At 71.6% G+C, this 18,356-nt stretch carries 16 protein-coding genes and 1 pseudogene; 2 read left to right on the top strand and 15 right to left on the bottom strand.

Annotated elements, in window-relative coordinates; all coding sequences use genetic code 11:
• Nucleotides 1-90: 90 nt before the first annotated feature.
• From AB0881_RS39695 to AB0881_RS39670, 6 genes are all read right to left on the bottom strand, one after another.
• The gene (locus AB0881_RS39695; protein WP_366625802.1) at nucleotides 91-2,859 is read right to left on the bottom strand and encodes a DEAD/DEAH box helicase; all 2,769 of its coding nucleotides are present in this window, start codon (nucleotides 2,857-2,859) and stop codon (nucleotides 91-93) included.
• Nucleotides 2,860-2,947: 88 nt separating this feature from the next.
• Nucleotides 2,948-3,838 carry a twin-arginine translocase subunit TatC gene (tatC, locus tag AB0881_RS39690; protein ID WP_366625800.1) on the bottom strand — a complete coding sequence of 297 codons (891 nt, stop codon included), beginning with the start codon at nucleotides 3,836-3,838 and terminating at the stop codon, nucleotides 2,948-2,950.
• 53 nt (nucleotides 3,839-3,891) lie between these two features.
• Nucleotides 3,892-4,254, bottom strand: coding sequence for a Sec-independent protein translocase subunit TatA (gene tatA, locus AB0881_RS39685; protein WP_366625798.1), 363 nt, complete (start codon nucleotides 4,252-4,254; stop codon nucleotides 3,892-3,894).
• 27 nt (nucleotides 4,255-4,281) lie between these two features.
• Nucleotides 4,282-4,503 carry a hypothetical protein gene (locus tag AB0881_RS39680; RefSeq protein WP_366625796.1) on the bottom strand — a complete coding sequence of 74 codons (222 nt, stop codon included), beginning with the start codon at nucleotides 4,501-4,503 and terminating at the stop codon, nucleotides 4,282-4,284.
• A 23-nt stretch (nucleotides 4,504-4,526) separates the two neighbouring features.
• A complete protein-coding gene (locus tag AB0881_RS39675) occupies nucleotides 4,527-5,516 on the bottom strand; it encodes a WYL domain-containing protein (RefSeq protein ID WP_366625795.1) in 990 nt (329 codons plus the stop codon).
• Nucleotides 5,513-6,529 (bottom strand): WYL domain-containing protein, encoded by a 1,017-nt coding sequence (locus AB0881_RS39670; RefSeq protein ID WP_366625793.1) that lies wholly within the window; start codon nucleotides 6,527-6,529, stop codon nucleotides 5,513-5,515. Before AB0881_RS39670 ends, AB0881_RS39675 begins: the two co-directional genes overlap by 4 nt.
• A 104-nt stretch (nucleotides 6,530-6,633) precedes the next feature.
• Between AB0881_RS39670 and AB0881_RS39665 the strand changes: the two genes are divergently transcribed.
• Nucleotides 6,634-7,713, top strand: a complete 1,080-nt coding sequence (locus tag AB0881_RS39665) for a DUF3866 family protein (protein WP_366625791.1) — start codon at nucleotides 6,634-6,636, stop codon at nucleotides 7,711-7,713.
• 44 nt (nucleotides 7,714-7,757) lie between these two features.
• Here AB0881_RS39665 and AB0881_RS39660 read toward each other — a convergent pair.
• From AB0881_RS39660 to prcB, 6 genes and pseudogenes are all read right to left on the bottom strand, one after another.
• Nucleotides 7,758-8,266: pseudogene (locus tag AB0881_RS39660) on the bottom strand (DUF3291 domain-containing protein).
• A gap of 32 nt (nucleotides 8,267-8,298) precedes the next feature.
• Nucleotides 8,299-8,952 carry a helix-turn-helix domain-containing protein gene (locus AB0881_RS39655; protein ID WP_366625789.1) on the bottom strand — a complete coding sequence of 218 codons (654 nt, stop codon included), beginning with the start codon at nucleotides 8,950-8,952 and terminating at the stop codon, nucleotides 8,299-8,301.
• A gap of 70 nt (nucleotides 8,953-9,022) precedes the next feature.
• The gene (locus AB0881_RS39650; protein WP_366625787.1) at nucleotides 9,023-9,964 is read right to left on the bottom strand and encodes an FKBP-type peptidyl-prolyl cis-trans isomerase; all 942 of its coding nucleotides are present in this window, start codon (nucleotides 9,962-9,964) and stop codon (nucleotides 9,023-9,025) included.
• Between the two features lie 165 nt (nucleotides 9,965-10,129).
• Nucleotides 10,130-11,488: a Pup--protein ligase gene (pafA, locus tag AB0881_RS39645; RefSeq protein ID WP_366625785.1), complete on the bottom strand. Its 1,359-nt coding sequence runs from the start codon at nucleotides 11,486-11,488 to the stop codon at nucleotides 10,130-10,132.
• A gap of 239 nt (nucleotides 11,489-11,727) precedes the next feature.
• Nucleotides 11,728-12,492: a proteasome subunit alpha gene (gene prcA / locus AB0881_RS39640; protein WP_366625804.1), complete on the bottom strand. Its 765-nt coding sequence runs from the start codon at nucleotides 12,490-12,492 to the stop codon at nucleotides 11,728-11,730.
• Nucleotides 12,493-12,513: 21 nt separating this feature from the next.
• Nucleotides 12,514-13,389, bottom strand: a complete 876-nt coding sequence (gene prcB / locus AB0881_RS39635) for a proteasome subunit beta (RefSeq protein ID WP_366625783.1) — start codon at nucleotides 13,387-13,389, stop codon at nucleotides 12,514-12,516.
• A 136-nt stretch (nucleotides 13,390-13,525) separates the two neighbouring features.
• Here prcB and AB0881_RS39630 point away from each other — a divergent pair, with 136 nt between their 5' ends.
• The gene (locus AB0881_RS39630) at nucleotides 13,526-14,971 is read left to right on the top strand and encodes a hypothetical protein (RefSeq protein ID WP_366625781.1); all 1,446 of its coding nucleotides are present in this window, start codon (nucleotides 13,526-13,528) and stop codon (nucleotides 14,969-14,971) included.
• Nucleotides 14,972-14,996: 25 nt separating this feature from the next.
• On the opposite strand, the gene AB0881_RS39625 is transcribed toward AB0881_RS39630, so the two are convergent.
• From AB0881_RS39625 to dop, 3 genes are all read right to left on the bottom strand, one after another.
• Entirely contained in the window at nucleotides 14,997-16,193 is a 1,197-nt protein-coding gene (locus tag AB0881_RS39625; protein WP_366625779.1) for an endonuclease VII domain-containing protein, read from the bottom strand.
• A gap of 99 nt (nucleotides 16,194-16,292) precedes the next feature.
• The gene (locus tag AB0881_RS39620; RefSeq protein WP_366625777.1) at nucleotides 16,293-16,505 is read right to left on the bottom strand and encodes a ubiquitin-like protein Pup; all 213 of its coding nucleotides are present in this window, start codon (nucleotides 16,503-16,505) and stop codon (nucleotides 16,293-16,295) included.
• A gap of 151 nt (nucleotides 16,506-16,656) precedes the next feature.
• Nucleotides 16,657-18,174, bottom strand: coding sequence for a depupylase/deamidase Dop (gene dop / locus AB0881_RS39615; RefSeq protein WP_366625776.1), 1,518 nt, complete (start codon nucleotides 18,172-18,174; stop codon nucleotides 16,657-16,659).
• Between the last annotated feature and the right edge of the window lie 182 nt (nucleotides 18,175-18,356).

The raw sequence follows: 18,356 nt of genomic DNA, 5'->3' as shown, positions 1-18,356 counted from the left end.
CCGGCGGGCCGGCGGGCGCGGACCGGCGCGCCGCCGGCCGGCCCGAGGGCGGCCTCGGGTGACCGGCCGGGCGACGGGTCGGGTGACGGGTCAGGCGACGGACGAGTAGGCGACGACGCCGCGGCGCATGGCGTCCATGGCGCGGCGGGCGGTCTTGCGGATGTGGCTGTTGGGCGGGGCGGCGTCGGCGACCTGGCCGAGCAGGTCGAGCAGCTGCTTGACGGCGCGGACGAAGTCGCCGGCGGTCATGCCGGTCTCCAGCAGCACCTCGTCGAGGTCCTGGCCCTTGGCCCACTGGTACGCCGTCCACGCGAAGCCCAGGTCGGGCTCGCGCAGGAACGAGACCCGGTTGTCCTTCTCGACGGCGTCCAGCTCGCCCCAGAGCCGGACCATGGCGGCGAGGGCGTCGCGGGTGGGGCCGGTCGGGGTCTTGGGCGGGGCGGCGTCGTCGGGCTGGCGGGACTCGAACACCAGCGCCGACACGCACGCGGCGAGCTCGGCGTGGTCGAGCCGCTCCCAGACGCCCTCGCGCAGGCTCTCGGCGGTCAGCAGGTCCAGCTCGTTGTAGATGCGGCCGAGCCGGCGGCCCTCGTCGGTGACGGTGTCGCCGGCCAGGTAGCCGAGCTGCTGCAGCACGCCGCAGACGCGGTCGAAGGTGCGGGCGATGACCTGCGAGCGGCCCTCGACGCGGCGGCGGAGCTGCTCGGTCTCGCGCTCGAGCCGGAAGTAGCGCTCGGCCCAGCGGGCGTGGTCCTCGCGCTTGTCGCAGCCGTGCACGGGGTGGGAGCGCAGCTCGGCGCGCAGCCGGGTGATCTCGGCGTCGTCGGCGGCGGGCGTGTCGCGGTGCCGGCGCCGTTCCCGGACGTCGTCGGGGACCTTGGCGCGCAGGGTGCTGGCGAGGTCGCGGCGGGCCTGCGGGTTGCGGGGGCTGAACGACTTGGGGATGCGGATCCGGTCGACCGGCTCGACCGGGCGCGGGAAGTCCTGGATCGACAGCCGCTGCACCGACCGGTTGATCGTCAGGACGAGCGGCGCGGGGCCGTCGGAGCGGCGGCCCAGCCCGGGGTCGAGCACGACCGCGAGCCCGGAGCGGCGCCCGGACGGGACCAGGATCACGTCGCCGGGCCGCAGGTGCTCCAGGGAGCGGGCGGCCTCGGCGCGGCGCTCGGTGGACCGCTCGCGCGCCAGCTCGGCCTCGCGGTCGGACAGGCGGCGGCGGAGCCCGGCGTACTCCATGAAGTCGCCCAGGTGGCATTCGGCGGCCTTGGCGTACCCGGCCAGGGCCTCCTCGTTCTTGCGGACCTGCCGCGCCAGGCCGACCACGGCGCGGTCGGCCTGGAACTGGGCGAACGACTCCTCCAGCAGGTTGCGGGCCCGTTCGACGCCGACGGCGCCGACGAGGTTGACGGCCATGTTGTACGAGGGCCGGAAGCTGGAGTTGAGGGGGTAGGTGCGGGTGCCGGCGAGCCCGGCGACGGAGTTGGGGTCGACGCTGGGGCTCCAGATGACGACCGCGTGGCCCTCGACGTCGATGCCGCGCCGCCCGGCCCGCCCGGTCAGCTGGGTGTACTCGCCGGGGGTGAGGTCGACGTGGGCCTCGCCGTTCCACTTGTCGAGCTTCTCGATCAGGACGGTGCGGGCGGGCATGTTGATGCCCAGCGCGAGCGTCTCGGTGGCGAACACGGCCTTGATCAGCCCGCGGGTGAACAGCTCCTCGACGATCTCCTTGAACGTGGGGAGCATCCCGGCGTGGTGGGCGGCGATGCCGCGCTCCAGCCCGGCCAGGAAGTCGTCGTAGCCGAGGACGCGCAGGTCGTCGCGGGCCATGTCCGCGGTGCGCAGCTCCACGTGCGCGACGATCTCCTCGGCCTCCTCCTTGGAGGTGAGCCGCAGGTTGGCGTTCAGGCACTGCAGGACGGCGGCGTCGCAGCCGGCGCGGCTGAACACGAACGTGATCGCGGGCAGCAGCCCGGCCCGCTCGAGCCGTTCGATCACGTCGGGGCGGGCGGGCGGCCGGAACCGCTGGGGGCGCGGGGCGCGGCGGCGGCCGGTGCGGCGGCCCTGGTTGACCTTGGCGCGGCGGACCTCCTCCACCGCCATCCGCGACAGCTGCGGGTTGATCTTCGCCTGGCGGTCGCCCTTGCGGCCGGTGTCGACGAACAGGTCGTACAGGCGGGTGCCGACCAGCATGTGCTGGAACAGCGGCACCGGGCGGTGCTCGTCGACGATCACGGCGGTGTCGCCGCGGACGGCCTGCAGCCACTCGCCGAACTCCTCGGCGTTGCTGACGGTCGCCGACAGCGCCACGATCCGGACCGAGTCCGGAACGTGGATGATCACCTCTTCCCAGACGGCGCCGCGGAACCGGTCGGCGAGGTAGTGGACCTCGTCCATCACCACGAACGCCAGCCCGGCGAGGGTCTGCGACCCCGCGTACAGCATGTTCCGCAGCACCTCGGTCGTCATGACGACGATCGGGGCCTCGCCGTTGACGCTGTTGTCACCGGTGAGCAGGCCGACCTTCTCGGCGCCGTAGCGGCTGACGAGGTCGGCGTACTTCTGGTTGGACAGCGCCTTGATCGGCGTGGTGTAGAAGCATTTCGACCCGCCGGTGAGGGCCAGGTGGACGGCGAACTCCCCCACCACGGTCTTGCCGGAGCCGGTGGGCGCGGCGACCAGGACGCCGCTGCCGCCCTCCAGGGCCCGGCACGCCTCGATCTGGAACGGGTCCAGGGCGAAGTCGTAGAGGGTCTGGAAGTCCAGCAGGGCGGGGCCGCTTCCTTCGGTGCGCTTCCGGTAGGACGCGTACCGCTGCGCCGGGGACGGCCCGGCGGCCGACTGCGTGTCGGGGGTGGTCATACATCGAGCCTACGGTTTCGACCGGCCCGATTCCCAATTCGGGGCCTACTGCTTCTCCGGGGCTTTCTCCGGGGCTTCTCTTCGAGGGCTACTGCTTCTCGAGCCGGCCGTCCTCCGCGTCGTCCCGCAGGCCCTTCTCCAGTTCGGCGTCGATGCTCTCCAGGTCGAGCGGGGACGCCTCGTCGTCGGACAGGCCGGCGTACGGGTCGGGGCGGCGGGCGCGGCGGCGGTCGTTCAGGAACGCCAGGAACGCGGCGACCTCGAACAGCAGCACGGTCGGCAGCGCCAGGGCGAGCATGGTGAACGGGTCGGCGCTGGGGGTGGCGACGGCCGCGAAGACGAAGATCCCGAAGATGATCATCCGCTGGGCCTTGCGGATGCGGGCGGAGCTGAGCACCCCGGCCATGTTCAGGACGACCACGAACAGCGGCAGCTCGAACGTCAGCCCGAACACCAGCAGCATCGCCAGCACGTAGCCGAGGTAGTGGTCGACGGTGATCAGCGCGGCCACGTCGTCCGGGACGAACCCCAGGAAGATCGACAGGCCCTTGTCGACGGTGACGTAGGCCAGCGCGGTCCCGACGAAGAACAGCGGGAGCGCCACGCCCATGAAGACGTACGTCCAGCGGCGCTCCTTGCGGTACAGGCCGGGCGCGACGAACGCCCACAGCTGGAACAGCCACACCGGGGAGGAGATCACCAGCCCCAGGATGAACGCGATCTTCAGCCGCAGGAAGAACGACGAGAAGATCCCGTTGACCACCAGCGAGCACTGCCCGTTGAGGTCCTTGGACGCCGGCAGGGCGCAGTAGGGCTCCTTGAGGAAGTCCCACACCGGCGAGAAGAAGATCCAGCCGATGACGGTGCCGGCCAGCAGTGCCAGGAGCACCTTGACCAGCCGGTTGCGCAGCTCGCGCAGATGGTCCATGAGGGGCATGCGGCCCTCGGGATCGGCGGCCTGCCGCGTCGTGAGCTTCATCATGGGCACTCTGGGGTCTGGGGGCCGGTCCGTTCTGGCGGGGGCGGGGAGGGTCAGGAGGTCTTGCGGGTGCGGTAGTCCGAGACCGGCACGCCCTCGATGGCCTCACCGGACGGCAGGGCGCCCTGGCGGCGCGGCTCCTGGGCGGTGGCCTCGTTCTCCAGGCGGGCGGCCTCCTCGCGCAGGCGGGCGGCGCGCTCGCGGGCGTCGCCCGCGGGGGCCTGCGCCTGGGCGGAGGCGGTGTCGGGGGCGTCCTTGTCGTCCTTGTCGTCCTCGCGCAGGCCCTTGGTCTCGGCCTTCAGGATCCGGGCCGACTTGCCCAGCGAGCGGGCCAGCTGCGGGAGCTTGGCCGACCCGAAGATCAGCAGCACGGCCACAAGGATGATGAGCAGCTCGGGGGTCCCGATGTTCGGCATGGAGAGTCCTCTTCAGCAGCGTGGTACTTACGACGATCGTACGCCGTCGTCCGGCTCCTGCGCCTCACGGGCTTCCTGCAGGTTTCGGAGTTCATCGCGCAGCGCGGAATGTTGGGGGCCGAGTCGCCGCCTGGCCCGTTCCAGTTCACGCCCCAGGCGCCGTACGCCGAGGTGGACCCGGAACGCGCACACCGCGAGGACGGCCAGGCCGACGAAGCCCAGCACCACCGATACCCCAGCCCATGCCACGCCCGTCACGGTAGCCGAAATCCTCAAACCGTGTCGTACTGCGCGAGGGCGCGGGCGGCGTCGGCGCGGACGGCGCCGGCCAGGTCGGCGGGAGCGGTGATGCGGCCCTGGTCGCCGAGCCGCATCGCCAGCCCGCGCACCCAGCGGGTGTCGGGGGTGCGCAGCACGATCCGCAGCCGCCCCTCCCCCAGCTCCTCGACGCTGTCGCACGGGTAGTAGTCGGCGACCCAGCGGCCCTGCGGGGTCAGCTCCAGCGTCACCCGGACGTCGCCGGGCGAGGGCCGGAACAGCCCGGCGTCGACGTCGCGGGGCTCGGCGCCGGCGGGCACCTCGGCGGGCGTGTCGAGGACGGTGAGGCCGCTGACGCGGTCGAGCCGGAACAGCCGGACCGCCTCGGCGCGGCGGCACCAGCCCTCCAGGTAGGTGTTGCCCTCCACGACCAGCAGCCGCATCGGGTCCACGTCGCGCTCGGTGTTCTCGTCGCGGGCGGGGACGTAGTACGACAGGTGGACGCGGCGGCCGGCGCCGATCGCACCGCGCAGCAGCCCGAGCGTCTCGCCGCGCGCGTCGACCTCCACGGCGACCTGGCTGCTGACCGCGGCGGCGGCGCCGGCGGCGGCCTCCAGCTTGGCGATCACCCGGCTGAGCGCGTCGCGGTCCTGCAGGTCGGGGATCCCGGCGAGCATCCGCAGCGCCACCAGCAGCGCGCTGGCCTCGTCGACCTTCAGCCGCAGCGGCCGGGCGATCGACTCGGCCTCGGTCACGATGATCTCGCCGCCCTCGTAGGACAGGTCGATCGGGCAGTACGGGTCGGGCGCCCGCAGCTCCACGCACCACAGCAGGTTCAGGTCGTCGATCAGCTGCTTCTCGGTGACCCCGAACGCGGCGGCGGCCTCCTCCAGCGCCACCGAGTCGCGGCTGATCACGTACGGCACCAGGGCCAGCAGCCGGCCGAGCCGGTCGGTGGAGGTGGTGGAGGCGCCCTTGCCCTTGCCGGCCGCCGTGGTGTTCATGTCGCCGCCTTGTCCATGTCGCCGGCGCGGCCGTCGTCGGGGGCCGCGGCCAGGATCGCCTTGAGCTGCTGGATGACCGCCTCCCGCAGGTCGGGCGGGTCGAGGACCACCACGTCGTCGGCGAAGCGGGCCAGGTAGGGCGCGAACCGGTCGACGTCGCGGAACGTCAGCGTCGCCTCGTCCCAGCCGTCCCAGCCGCCCGCGCCGGACGGGCGGACGTCGCGGGCCCACCGCCGCAGGCCCTGCGCGGCGCCGGCCCGCAGCCGCACCGCGGCCGGGCGCGGCTCGGTGACGGGGTCGCCCATGTCGAACGCGAGGCGGCGCACGTCCACGCCCGCGGGCACGGTGACGGTGCCGGGCGGGCCGTCGGGCCGCACCTCGCCGGTGATGCGGCTGAGCCGGAACACCCGGGTCTGGCCGCGGTCGCGGTCGTGGCCGACGACGTACCAGCGGCCGCGGCGGCTGACCACGCCCCACGGCTCCAGGTGCCGGCGGGCCGCGGAGGTGCGGCCGACGCCCTGGTACCCGAAGGTGACGGGGCGGCCGTCGCGGACCGCCTCCCACAGGGCGGGGAACGCCGGGTCCTCGGCGCCCACGCGCGGCTCGATGCCCGCCGCGGTGGTGGCGTCGGTCTCCACCCCGGCGGCGCGCAGCTTCAGCAGCGCCCCGGAGGCGGCGTCGGCCATGCTGGCGCGCTGCCACACCCGGGCGGCCAGGCCCAGCACGGCGGCCTCGTCCGGGGTGAGGTGCAGGTCGGGCAGCTCGTAGGCCTGCGGCGGGATCCGGTAGCCGATCTCCTCGCCGCCGCCGCCCTGCTGGTCGCTGCCCACCTCCAGCGGGACGCCCAGCTCGCGCAGCTCCTCCTTGTCGCGCTCGAACATCCGCTTGAAGGCCTCGTCGGAGTCGGGGTAGCCCGGCACCGCCCGCCTGATCTGCTCGGCCGTCAGGTAGCGCCGCGTGGCCAGCAGGCACACCACCAGGTTGAGCAGGCGCTCGGTCTTGCGCCGCGACACTTCGCCACCACCTCTCCGTCGGTGAACCCTCGCTGGCAGGCGACCCGCGCCACCGAACGCCGTCCATCCCACCTCGCCCGGCGCCTGGACGCTACCGTTTCCGGGTGATCCGATGGCGTAAAGGCACCGTGGAAAGCGTCCGCCGGGAGTGGCCGGGGGCGGTCGAACTGGACGTCGTGATCGGGGGCGACGGCTCGCACCGGGCCATGGCCTACCCCGCTCTCGTGGGGCGTCCCGAGCCGGGCGACACCGTCCTGCTCAACACTACGGCCTTGGCGATGGGACTGGGGACGGGCGGCTACGCGATGGTCGTCGCGATCCCCGACCGGCTGCCGCCCGACCCGTCCGGCCCGGGGCACCTGGTGAAGGCCCGCTACACGCCGCTGCAGGCGACGGTGCTGGGCGCCGACGAGCAGGACTCCCCGCACCACGCGCTGCTGCGCGACGCCGACTCCCTGGAGGGGACGCCGGTGGTCGTCGCCGACCTGCACTCGGCGCTGCCGCCGATCCTGGCGGGCCTGCTGGCCGCGCGGCCGGGCACGCGGGTGGTGTACGTCATGCCGGACGGCGGGGCGCTGCCGGCCTGGTTCTCGATGTCGATCGCGCGGCTGAGGGACGCGGGGGCGCTGGCGGCCACGGTCACGGTGGGGCAGGCGTTCGGCGGCGACCTGGAGGCGGTGACCGTGCACACGGGGCTGCTGGCGGCGCGGCTGGTGCTGGACGCCGAGGTGATCGTCCTCGCGCAGGGCCCGGGGAACCTCGGCACCGGAACGAAGTGGGGCTTCTCGGGCGTGTCGGCCGGTGAGGCGGTCAACGCGGCGGCCGTCCTGTCCGGCCGGCCGGTCGGGTCCCTGCGGGTCAGCGAGGGCGACCGGCGGGAGCGCCACATCGGCGTCTCCCACCACAGCCTCACCGCGTACGGGCGGGTCGCGCTGGCCCGCGCGCGGATCCCGGTGCCCGAGCTGGGCGGCGAGTTCGGCACCCGGGTGGCGGGCGAGGCCGCCGTGCTCGGCGAGCGGCACGAGCTCGTCCCGGTCGCCGTGCACGGGCTGCGCGAGGAGCTGGCGGCGGCGGAGAAGGACTGGGGCGTGCGGCTGTCGACGATGGGCCGCCGCCTGGACGAGGACCTCCCCTACTTCCTCACCGCGGCCGCCGCCGGCCGCGACACCGCCACCCTGCTGTAGCCCCGCGTCCGGCCCCTGCCGCGCCCGTCCCGGGGCGGGCGCGGCTAGGGCGCGACGAGCGCGCCGTCGGGGCTGTAGGTCTCGCGGAAGGTGAACGCGCGCGGCGAGGGGCCCTCGGCGCGCAGCAGCGCGAGCCGCTCCATGCCCTCCGCCACGGTCGGGACGTGCCCGGCCGGGATCCACCACATCACCAGGTGCGACTCGACGTGCCGCCGGAACCACTCGCGGCGGCGGCGCAGCACCTCCAGGTGGGCGCTGCGGTACACGTAGTCCCACAGCGCCTCCCGGCTCTCCCACACCGAGAAGTTGACGATCACGTCGGGGCCGGCCGGGCGCAGGCCGGTCGCGTCGGCCTCCCCTCCTCCACCAGCCGCCACACGAAGCCGGGCGCGGCGTCGGCCAGCGCGTTCATCGGGTCCAGGAGGGCGCCGAACTCCGCCATCCGGGGGTCGTCGAGGGGGTGCTTCATCGTGCCCACGTTGAACTGGGCGAGGTGGTGAGCGTGGTGGTGGGCGTGGTGGGCGGGCGGCTGCGCGTCGGGCGTGTCGGGCATGGTGCCCACCTCACCACGCGGCCGCTTCTATGTCAATCCTCATTGTTTTTAGAAGGTTCGGCCACCGTGCAGCACCACCCCGGCCGCGCGTCGATCCGCACCCGGACCCCCTCGGCCCCCTCCAGCAGCCCCTCCAGCAGCGCCAGGTTCATCCCGCACACCAGCGGCGGGAAGCGCTCGGAAAGGGCGTCGAAGGGGCAGTTGCGCATGCGCAGCACCTCGCCGTCCCGGTGCGGCTCGTACCCGCGCCGCTCCAGCAGCCGCGCGACGTCGTCCAGGCCCCCGCACGGCGGCGCCCCGCCCCGCAGCGCCCGCCCCTGGCGCCGGGCCGCGGCCCGCAGCTCCTCGTCCAGACCGGCCGCCTCCGCCGTCTCGGCCAGCAGCTCCGCGGCCGTGCGGTAGTCGCGCGGCGGCAGCGACACCCCCCGCTCCCCCGGCGCGCGGCGGTACAGCTTCGCCGGCCGGCCCGCCCCCGGCCCCGACCGGCCCGTCAGCCGCCGGCTCACCGTCTCCAGCAGCCCCGCCTCGACGAGCCTGTCGAGATGGAACGCCGCCAGCGTGCGCTGCACGCCCGCGGCCTCGGCGGCCTCGTTCCGGCTCACCTCGTGGTCCTGGGCCCCCACGTACGCGTACAGCCGCCGCCGCAGCGGATCCTGCAGAACGGCGATCGCCTCGATGTCCTCCACCCGGCCATTCTAAGAACAACCAGGCTGCGCTATAGAAAGGCCGGGCCGCACGGAGGCTCCCCGGCCGCGCTCAGTGCGCGCCGAGGACGTCCACGACGAACACCAGCGTGTCCGTCCCCTTGATCCCCGCCTGCGCCAGGCCCTTCTCCCCGTACCCGAGCGCCGGCGGCACCACCAGCAGCAGCCGGCTCCCGACCCGCTGCCCCACCAGCGCCTGGTCCCAGCCCTTCATGACCTGCCCGGTACCGATCGTCGCCGCGTACGGCCGGCCCGACTTGTACGACGAGTCGAACGCCTTCCCGTCCCGCCAGAACACGCCCACGTACTGCAGCGCCAGCAGCTGCCCCTTGCGGATCTCCGCGCCGCCGCCCTGGACCAGCGCCCGCACCTCCAGCCGCCGCGGCGCCGCCGTCCTCGGCACCGTGATCGCCGGCGCCGTCCCCGGCTCGGCCGCGCCGACCTTCGGCAGCCGCGGATCGTTCAGCGGCTGGCTCCTGCCCTGCGCCGCCGCGTTCTTCGGATACACCGCGCGCACGTCCAGCACGTACACCAGCGTGTCACCGGCGCCCACCTGGTGCTGCGTCGCGCCCTTGTCGCCGTACCCGTCCTTCGGCGGGATCTTCGCCACCACCCGGCCGCCCGCCTTCGCCCCCTGCAGCGCCCTGTCCAGCCCCGGCACCAGCCGCCCGGTCGGGAACGCGCCCGGCTTGCCGGAGTTGTAGCTGCTCGCCAGCAGCTTGCTGCCGTCCTTGCTCCACCGGTAGCCCACATAGTCGGCCACCACCAGATCACCCTTGGCCGCCGCCGCGCCCTTCCCCTCGTGCAGCGTCTCCACCGCCAGGCCCTCCCCCGGCGCCTCCTTGGGGAACGACACGTCCGGACGGGACCCGACATCCCCCTTCACCGCCACCCCGACATCGTCCGACCACAGCGAACACCCTCCCGCCAGCAGCAGCGGAACGGCCAGCACGGCGGCCGCGGGCAGCACGGAGAGTCGACGGCTCAGGCTCATTCGCGTCCTTCGGGGGTGCGCGTCCTTCGGGGAGTGAACGTCCGAGCGCACACCCTATCCGGAACTACCGGCCGGTAGCCCCCGACTCACCGGGCACACCACGAAACCGGTCACGCCGCGGCCCCGGAGCGTCACCGCCCCGGGGCCGCCGCCGGCTCCCCGGCCTCACATACCGGAGATCAGCTTGTCCACGCGCTCGTCCACCGAACGGAACGGGTCCTTGCACAGCACCGTCCGCTGCGCCTGGTCGTTCAACTTCAGATGCACCCAGTCGACCGTGAAGTCACGCCGCTTCTCCTGCGCCCGCCGGATGAACTCCCCCCGCAGCCGCGCCCGCGTCGTCTGCGGCGGCACCGACTTCGCCTCGAAGATCGCCAGATCCTTCGCCACCCGCTCCACCGACCCCCGCTTCTCCAGCAGGTAGTACAGCCCGCGGCTGCGATGCACATCGTGGTACGCCAGATCCAGCTGCGCCACCCGCGGCGACGACAGCGGCAGATCGTACTTCCGCCGGTACCGCTCGATCAGCTTGTACTTCGTCACCCAGTCGATCTCACGCGACACCAGATCCAGATCACCGGTCTCCACCGCGCGCAGCGTCCGCTCCCACAGATCCAGCACCCGCATCGTGACCTCGTCACCGCCGCGCCGGTCCACGAAGTCCTTCGCCTTCCCGAAGTACTCCTTCTGGATCTCCAGCGAACTGGCCTCCCGACCGTTCGCCAGCCGCACCTTCCGCCGCCCGGTCATGTCATGGCTGACCTCCCGGATCGCCCGGATCGGGTTCTCCAGCGTCAGGTCGCGCATCACCACGCCCGCCTCGATCATCCGCAGCACCAGGTCGGTCGCCCCGACCTTCAGCAGCATCGTGGTCTCGCTCATGTTCGAGTCGCCCACGATCACGTGCAGCCGCCGGAACCGCTCCGCGTCCGCGTGCGGCTCGTCCCGCGTATTGATGATCGGCCGGGACCGGGTCGTCGCCGACGACACCCCCTCCCAGATGTGCTCCGCCCGCTGCGACACGCAGTACACCGCGCCGCGCGGCGTCTGCAGCACCTTCCCCGCACCGCAGATGATCTGCCGCGTCACCAGGTACGGGATCAGCACGTCCGCCAGCCGCCCGAACTCCCCGTGCCGCCCCACCAGATAGTTCTCGTGGCAGCCGTAGGAGTTCCCGGCCGAATCAGTGTTGTTCTTGAACAGGTAGATGTCCCCGGCGATGCCCTCCTCGCGCAGCCGCCGCTCGGCGTCCACCAGCAGCCCCTCGAGGATCCGCTCCCCGGCCTTGTCGTGCGTCACCAGGTCCACCACGCTGTCGCACTCCGGCGTGGCGTACTCCGGATGGCTGCCCACGTCCAGGTACAGCCGCGCGCCGTTCCTCAGGAAGACGTTGCTGCTCCGGCCCCACGACACCACCCGGCGGAACAGGTAGCGGGCCACCTCGTCGGGTGACAACCGCCGCTGCCCGCGGAAGGTACAGGTGACGCCGTACTCGTTCTCAAGCCCGAAAATGCGCCTGTCCACACCGCGAGCCTATGCGCCCGGGCACCGTCTTGGCAGTCTCTGATGCCCCTGGTTTCCGTGGAACGCGAGAGACGGACATCCGGCGCCGCGGAACGTGTACGAGCACACCGGACACCACACCGGGCCCCATCTTTACGTTGTAGATCACAAGCGGAAGGGGTCCGCCATCACGGCAGACCCCTTCACACACATCCCGCGGACTCACACGACGCCGGCCACCCGGCCCCGCCGCCCGGAACTCACTTCTCCCCGGCCGGGCCCTCCGAAGCATCCGACGCACCCGCGGACCCCGCCGCGCCCGACGACCCCGAACCCGCGTCCTCCGCCTCATTCAGCAGCTGACCGATCCGCTGCGCCGTCAACGCCTTGAACAGCCGATGCTCCCGATTCCGGTCCAGCACCGCCACCTCCAGCGACTTCGCCTCCAGATGCCGATCCGCGTCCTGCGCCTCCAGCGCACGCACCGCCACCCGCAGCGCCTCCGCCAGCGGCATCCCCTCCCGATACCGGTCCTTCAGCACCTGCGCCACCGCGTCCGCCTGACCACCCATGGCCACATAGCCATGCTCATCGGCCACCGAACCATCGAACGTCAGCCGATAGATCTGATCCGTCTCCGCGTCGTCACCCACCTCCGCGACGACCAGCTCCACCTCGTACGGCTTGTTCGTCTCCGTGAAGATCGTCCCCAGCGACTGCGCGTACACGTTCGCCAGCCCCCGCGCCGTCACATCACGACGGTCGTACTGGTACCCGTTCACATCCGCGTACCGCACACCGCCCAGCCGCAGATTCTCGAACTCGTTGTACTTCCCCACCGCCGCGAACGCGATCCGGTCATAGATCTCACTGATCTTGTGCAGCGCCCGCGACGGATTGTCCGCCACGAACAGGATGCCGTCGTCGTACTGCAGCACCACGACACTGCGGCCACGCGCGATCCCCTTACGCGCATAATCCGCCTTGTCCTTCATCTGCTGTTCGGGCGACACATAGAACGGCATGGACACCGGTCTCGATCCCTTCTATCGCAGCGGGGCGGTCGGACCGCCCGGCGAGTCGTAACGTCCGTCGACCACGGCCTGGGCCAGCGCACCCACCTCGTCCTCGCCGAGCCTCCGGTAACCATCGGCGTCCACCGCCGCCACCACCGGGAAGATCCGGCGCGCCAGATCCGGCCCGCCCGTCGCCGAATCATCATCGGCCGCGTCGTACAGCGCCTGCACACACACCAGCGCCGCATCCTCCGCCGACAGTTCCGCACGGAACAGCTTCTTCAGCGCACCCCGCGCGAACACCGAACCCGAACCGATCGAATGGAACTCCCGCTCCTCGTACCGGCCGCCCGCCGGATCGTACGAGAAGATCCGCCCCTCACCGCGCTCCTCATCGAAGCCCGCGAACAGCGGCACCACCGCCAGCCCCTGCATCGCCATGCCCAGATTCCCGCGCACCAGCGTCGCCAGCCGATTCGCCTTGCCCTCCACCGAGAGCGTCCGGCCCTCCCGCTTCTCGTAATGCTCCAGCTCCACCTGGAACAGCCGGATCAGCTCCATCCCGATCCCGGCCGTACCCGCCATCGCGATAGCCGAGAACTCGTCCGCCCGGAACACCTTCTCGATGTCCCGCGAAGCGATCACGTTCCCCGCCGTCGCCCGCCGGTCACCCGCCATCACCACACCGCCCGGGAACGTCACCGCCACGATCGTCGTGGCATGCGGGACGGCGTACTCCGAGGACCCCACCGGCCCCGCCGGCAACGACCGCCGACCCGGCAGCGACTGCGGACTGTAAGCCCCAAGGAACTCCGTGAACGACGACGTGTCAGGACTGGCGAACAGCCCCGGCAGCCGCCCGGTGTGTCGATCGTGGGACGCCACGCGACTCCTTCCCTCCACCATGGCACCGGCCGCCCCACACAGGACCACCGGCGCTGACCACTCAGACCCTACTGTTCAACAAGCGCCCACCGCATGCCACGTGATCCGCACGCCCTCCGCCCACGGCGAACCCCCCACCGCCCACTACGATGACCCCGTGGTGTTGGGACCCCCTGGCCAGCCGGGCTGGCCGAGCCCCCTCGGGCAACCGACCTGGCCGAGCGCGCCCGGCCAACCCGGCTGGCCACCGCGCCGCCCCCCGTACCGCGCACCCGTCACCGAAGAGGACATCCCCCTCCCCGACGGCGCCGACCCCTTCACCACCGCCGAACACGAGACCCACGCCGCCGTCACCGCCCCCTGGTGGCCCGCCGCCACCCCCCTCCAACGCAACCAAGCCCTCCAACCCCGCCTCCTCACCCTCCCCGACCACAGCTGGTGGCTCTACGCCGCCTGGCGCCGCTGGTACCGCTGGCACCCCGCCGACGGCCGCTGGTTCCCCTCCCCGCCACCACAAGCCGCCCACCTCCGCCAGAACGCCGCCCCCGGCCCCACCCCACCCCCCATCCCCGCCGAAATCCTCCCCACCGGCGCCGACTACCTCACCGACTACGGCCCACCCCTCGCCATGGTCGGCAAACCCCCCTCCGGCGCCCTCACCTACCGCCTCCGCTCCGTCCTCTCCGAAGCCGCCCACGCACCACCCGCCGACTACCCCCTCGGCCTCAGCCACTTCCTCCACGGCACCCCCAGCACCATCGCCGCCACCTGGAGCACCCTCCTCTGGTGCGCCTCCGTCCCCCTCTTCGACCCCGAACTCGGCCTCCTCGACCTCTGGGAACCCCACCTCGCCCCACCCGCCGCCACCCCCGGCGACCACGGCAGACTCCGCTGGCTCCCACCCCCACCCCTCCACACCCTCATCGGCCTCTACGCCGAACGCCTCCGCGCCGGACGCGCCGACGCCGCCGCCCAACTCATCCGCTGCATGGTCATGACCGCCCAGGCCCTCCGCGACGACACCCGCTTCCGCGTCCGCGCCTCCGCCCTGCTCTCGATGATCGAACCCCTCCAGAGCAACCCCGCCCTCGACCACCGCGCCCTCCCCTACGGCGACCAGGTCCTCGAACGCGAATGGCGCCGCCGCTGCCCCGCCCCCCTCTTCGCCAGCCTCTTCACCGACTCCGCCCCCGGCGAAGCCCTCCAACTCGCCTTCTACGACCTCGCCACCGCCCTCACCCCCGCCTGCGGCGACCCCGAAGACGAGACCACCTTCACCGAACCCCGCCACGCCGCCACCGCCCTCCTCGCCGCCGACATGGCCGCCTACCGCCCCGACCTCGCCACCCCCGTCGGCCGCTGGCTCGACCCCGAACTCCGCGCCCTGCTCACCGAGATCCTCGACGACGAGAACCACCACCTGCGCGAACTCTGGCCCACCCCCACCAGCGACGACCCCGACACCACCCTCAAGATCCTCGGCGCCTCCGCCGGCCTCGGCTTCGCCTGGTGCCGCCTGGCGGGCGGCATCCCCGTCCCACCCGCCGGCCTCCCCGTCGCCAACGCCCTCGCCGCCCACCTGGACGCCCTCAACGACACGTGAACGGCCGCCACCACGGCGGCCTCTCTCAGCGCGCCACCGCCGCCGCCACCAGCCGCGGGAACACCGGCTGCGCACCAGGCATCAGCACCTCCCGCCGGCAAGAGGACGAGAGGCTCACAGCGAACCTCATCGCCGCCTGCCCCTCCATGCGGCCCTCCCACTCCTGGAGGAGCCGCCGATGCGCACCATCGGCCGCCCTGTACGGCTCCCAGCCGTCCACGGCCACGGTCGCGGGGTCCACGTCCGGCCACGTGAACGAGAACCGCACACCGCCGTCCGCCGCGGGCAGGCGCATGATCAGCCTGCCCTGCACGTAGTCCGCCGCCCGACGCAGCGACACCGGATCATCGTCCAATTGCCCCATGCCCGTGTTGCAACTGCCGCACAGGACACCCCGGACCGCACCCGTCGCATGATCATGATCGACATGCTCCGCCGACCGATCACAGCAGATAGGGCAGCTACCTGCCTGCGCCCTCACCAGCCGTTCGATTTCGGCCTCGCCGATCCCGTAGCGCTCCCGCAAGTGATCATCTCGTGTGGTCCCACGCCGGGGAAGAGCGCACGCGAGCCGGTGCGCGTGACCGTCGATCACCAGAACTCCGAACTCAAGCATCATCGTCCGGGAATGGGAGCTTCGCCCTTCCAGGTAGTCGGCACACTCCCGCATTCGCCAAGGGTCGTCCTCGAATTGCCCGAGCGCGCCGTTGCAGCGGAAGCACAACAGCCCGCGGAAGAGGCCTGTCTCGTGGTCGTGATCCACATGAGCCGCTGGAACACGTAGGCAGATCGGACATATCCCGCCTTGCGCTCGCCGATGCGCGTCAACCTGCTCCTCAGTGACTCCGTACCGCAACTTGTAGAAGTAGTTGCGGGTACTTCCGTGGTTGCGTTCCCTGTTCTCCACCACGACCTGCGCGTAGCAGGGCTTGCAGTAACCACCGACGCCAGACTTGCTCGAACGATTGCGAGGGAAGTCGGCGGTCGCTTTGATCTCCTGGCAGCGCGGGCAATACTTCATGCCCTCCGGGAGAACGCGCCGCTTTTGATAGGGTCTGGCCGATTTCCCCTGCTTTGCCAGACGCCTACGCGTGGCCGCCGCGTTCCGGAGGCCGAAGCACTCTTTGCAGTACAGCGCCAAGCCATCATGCGAGGCCTTGCGCTTCCAGAACTCGGCGACCGGCTTGACCAAGCCGCAGTCGCGGCACTCCTTTTCGGACATGCCCCGAACGCTAGCGCCCCCCACCCACCCTTCGCACACTCTTTCGACTAAGTCGAAGAGGAGCGAACCGTCTGCCCGATCAAATCGGACAAACCAGGATCACTCTCCGCCTTTCTGGACGAACGACCTTACGAATTCCTCTGCATTTTCCTCGAGAACTTCGTCAATTTCGTCGAGAATTGCGTCGACGTCGTCCGAGAGCTTTTCCTGGCGCTCCTGGACGTCCTCGTCGGGTGCGGTCTGGGTCTCCTCGACCTCTTCGGTACGCCGCGGGGCCTGCTTCTGACCGCCCGAGTTGTCCTTCGTGGCCATGCTTACCTCCCACTTCGCCGGTCCCCCAAGCCTATCTCCGATCACCGACGCCGAGTGGATTTGGCTGCCTCGACGGCGCGGGGGCCTGCTGGGATTATCGCCGTTCCGGGAAGCGGTGAAACGGGCAAAGTGGTCACGAACGTGCGGCGGGTCAGCCTTGTCCGGTGAGGGTCTGGACGAGTTCGGCCGCGGTGCGGCAGCGGTCCAGAAGGCTTCCGACGTGCTGCTTGGTGCCGCGCAGGGGTTCGAGGGTGGGGACGCGCTGGAGGGACTCGCGGCCGGGGACGTCGAAGATGACGGAGTCCCAGGAGGCGGCGGCCACCGATTCGGCGTACTGGCGCAGGCAGCGGCCGCGGAAGTAGGCGCGGGTGTCCTCGGGGGGCTCTTCGATGGCCGCCTGGACCTCGTCCTCGGTGGCGATGCGGTCGATGCGGTCGCGCGTGATCAGGCGGTTGTAGAGGCCCTTCTCGGGGCGGATGTCGGTGTATTGGAGGTCGACGAGCTGGAGGCGGGGGTGGGACCAGTCGAGGCCGTCGCGTTCGCGGTAGCTCTCGAGGAGGGAGAGTTTGGCGACCCAGTCGAGTTCGCGGGAGAGCTGCATGGGGTCGTCGCCGAGGCGGTGGAGGACGGACTCCCAGCGGTCGAGGACGTCCTTGGTCATCTCGTCGACGTCGGCGCCGAAGCGGTCTTCGACGTATTTGCGGGACTGTTCGAGGTACTCCATCTGGAGTTGGACGGCGGTCATCTTGCGGCCGTCGCGGAGGGTGAGGAGGTGTTTGCAGGCGGGGTTGTGGGAGACGGCGCGGAGGGCGGCGACGGGCATGTCGACGGAGAGGTCGGTGGTGAGGAAGCCGTCTTCGATCATGGCGAGGACGAGGGAGGTGGTGCCGAGTTTGAGGTAGGTGGAGACCTCGCTCATGTTGGCGTCGCCGATGATGACGTGGAGGCGGCGGTATTTCTCGGGGTCGGCGTGGGGTTCGTCGCGGGTGTTGATGATGGGGCGTTTGAGGGTGGTCTCGAGGCCGACCTCGACTTCGAAGAAGTCGGCGCGCTGGCTGATCTGGAAGCCGTCGCCGCGGCCGTCGACGCCGATGCCGACGCGGCCGGCGCCGGTGACGACCTGGCGGGAGACGAAGAAGGGGGTGAGGTGCCGGACGATGTCGGCGAAGGGCGTTTCGCGCTTCATGAGGTAGTTCTCATGGCAGCCGTAGGAGGCGCCCTTGTTGTCGGTGTTGTTCTTGTAGAGCTGGATGGGGTGGGTGCCGGGGACCATGGCGGCGCGGCGGATGGCGTCGGCCATGACGCGTTCGCCTGCCTTGTCCCAGATGACGGCGTCTCGGGGGTTGGTGCATTCGGGTGCGGAGTATTCGGGGTGGGCGTGGTCGACGTAGAGGCGGGCGCCGTTGGTGAGGATGACGTTGGCTAGGCCGAGGTCTTCGTCGGTGAGCTGGCTGGGGTCGGCGACCTCGCGGGCGAGGTCGAAGCCGCGGGCGTCGCGGAGGGGGTTCTCCTCCTCGAAGTCCCAGCGGGCTCTTCTGGCCCGTGCGGCCGATGCCGCGAGGTAGGCGTTGACGACCTGTGAGGAGGTCACCATCGCGTTGGCCCCTGGCTGTCCCGGTACGGAGATGCCGTACTCGGTCTCGATGCCCATCACCCGCCGAACACTCATATCGTCGAGCCTATCGGGGGCGCGGGGGTGGAGCCATGGGGCTCCCTGTGGTGGGGGCCGGGTGTTTCGCCCGTGGTTGCGTTTCGTGGGCGGTGGGGGGTGTGGTGGAAGCGGCGCGGCGGCCACCGCCGGTTTCCAGTTCGTGGCCGAGACACCGGGGCTGCCGGAGGGCGCCCGCGCCG

The organism is Spirillospora sp. NPDC029432, assembly GCF_040703975.1.
Lineage (GTDB): Bacteria > Actinomycetota > Actinomycetes > Streptosporangiales > Streptosporangiaceae > Spirillospora.
The sequence above is the reverse complement of the archived record's forward strand: the minus strand, read 5'-3'. Positions and strand labels throughout refer to the sequence as shown.

Coding starts and splice junctions, on each gene's coding strand:
- AB0881_RS39695 (WP_366625802.1), bottom strand. CDS start 2,859: ATGACCACCCCCGACACGCAGTCGGCCGCCGGGCCGTCCCCGGCGCAG.
- tatC (WP_366625800.1), bottom strand. CDS start 3,838: ATGAAGCTCACGACGCGGCAGGCCGCCGATCCCGAGGGCCGCATGCCC.
- tatA (WP_366625798.1), bottom strand. CDS start 4,254: ATGCCGAACATCGGGACCCCCGAGCTGCTCATCATCCTTGTGGCCGTG.
- AB0881_RS39675 (WP_366625795.1), bottom strand. CDS start 5,516: ATGAACACCACGGCGGCCGGCAAGGGCAAGGGCGCCTCCACCACCTCC.
- AB0881_RS39650 (WP_366625787.1), bottom strand. CDS start 9,964: ATGAGCCTGAGCCGTCGACTCTCCGTGCTGCCCGCGGCCGCCGTGCTG.
- prcA (WP_366625804.1), bottom strand. CDS start 12,492: ATGCCGTTCTATGTGTCGCCCGAACAGCAGATGAAGGACAAGGCGGAT.
- prcB (WP_366625783.1), bottom strand. CDS start 13,389: ATGGTGGAGGGAAGGAGTCGCGTGGCGTCCCACGATCGACACACCGGG.
- AB0881_RS39625 (WP_366625779.1), bottom strand. CDS start 16,193: ATGTCCGAAAAGGAGTGCCGCGACTGCGGCTTGGTCAAGCCGGTCGCC.
- AB0881_RS39620 (WP_366625777.1), bottom strand. CDS start 16,505: ATGGCCACGAAGGACAACTCGGGCGGTCAGAAGCAGGCCCCGCGGCGT.
- dop (WP_366625776.1), bottom strand. CDS start 18,174: ATGAGTGTTCGGCGGGTGATGGGCATCGAGACCGAGTACGGCATCTCC.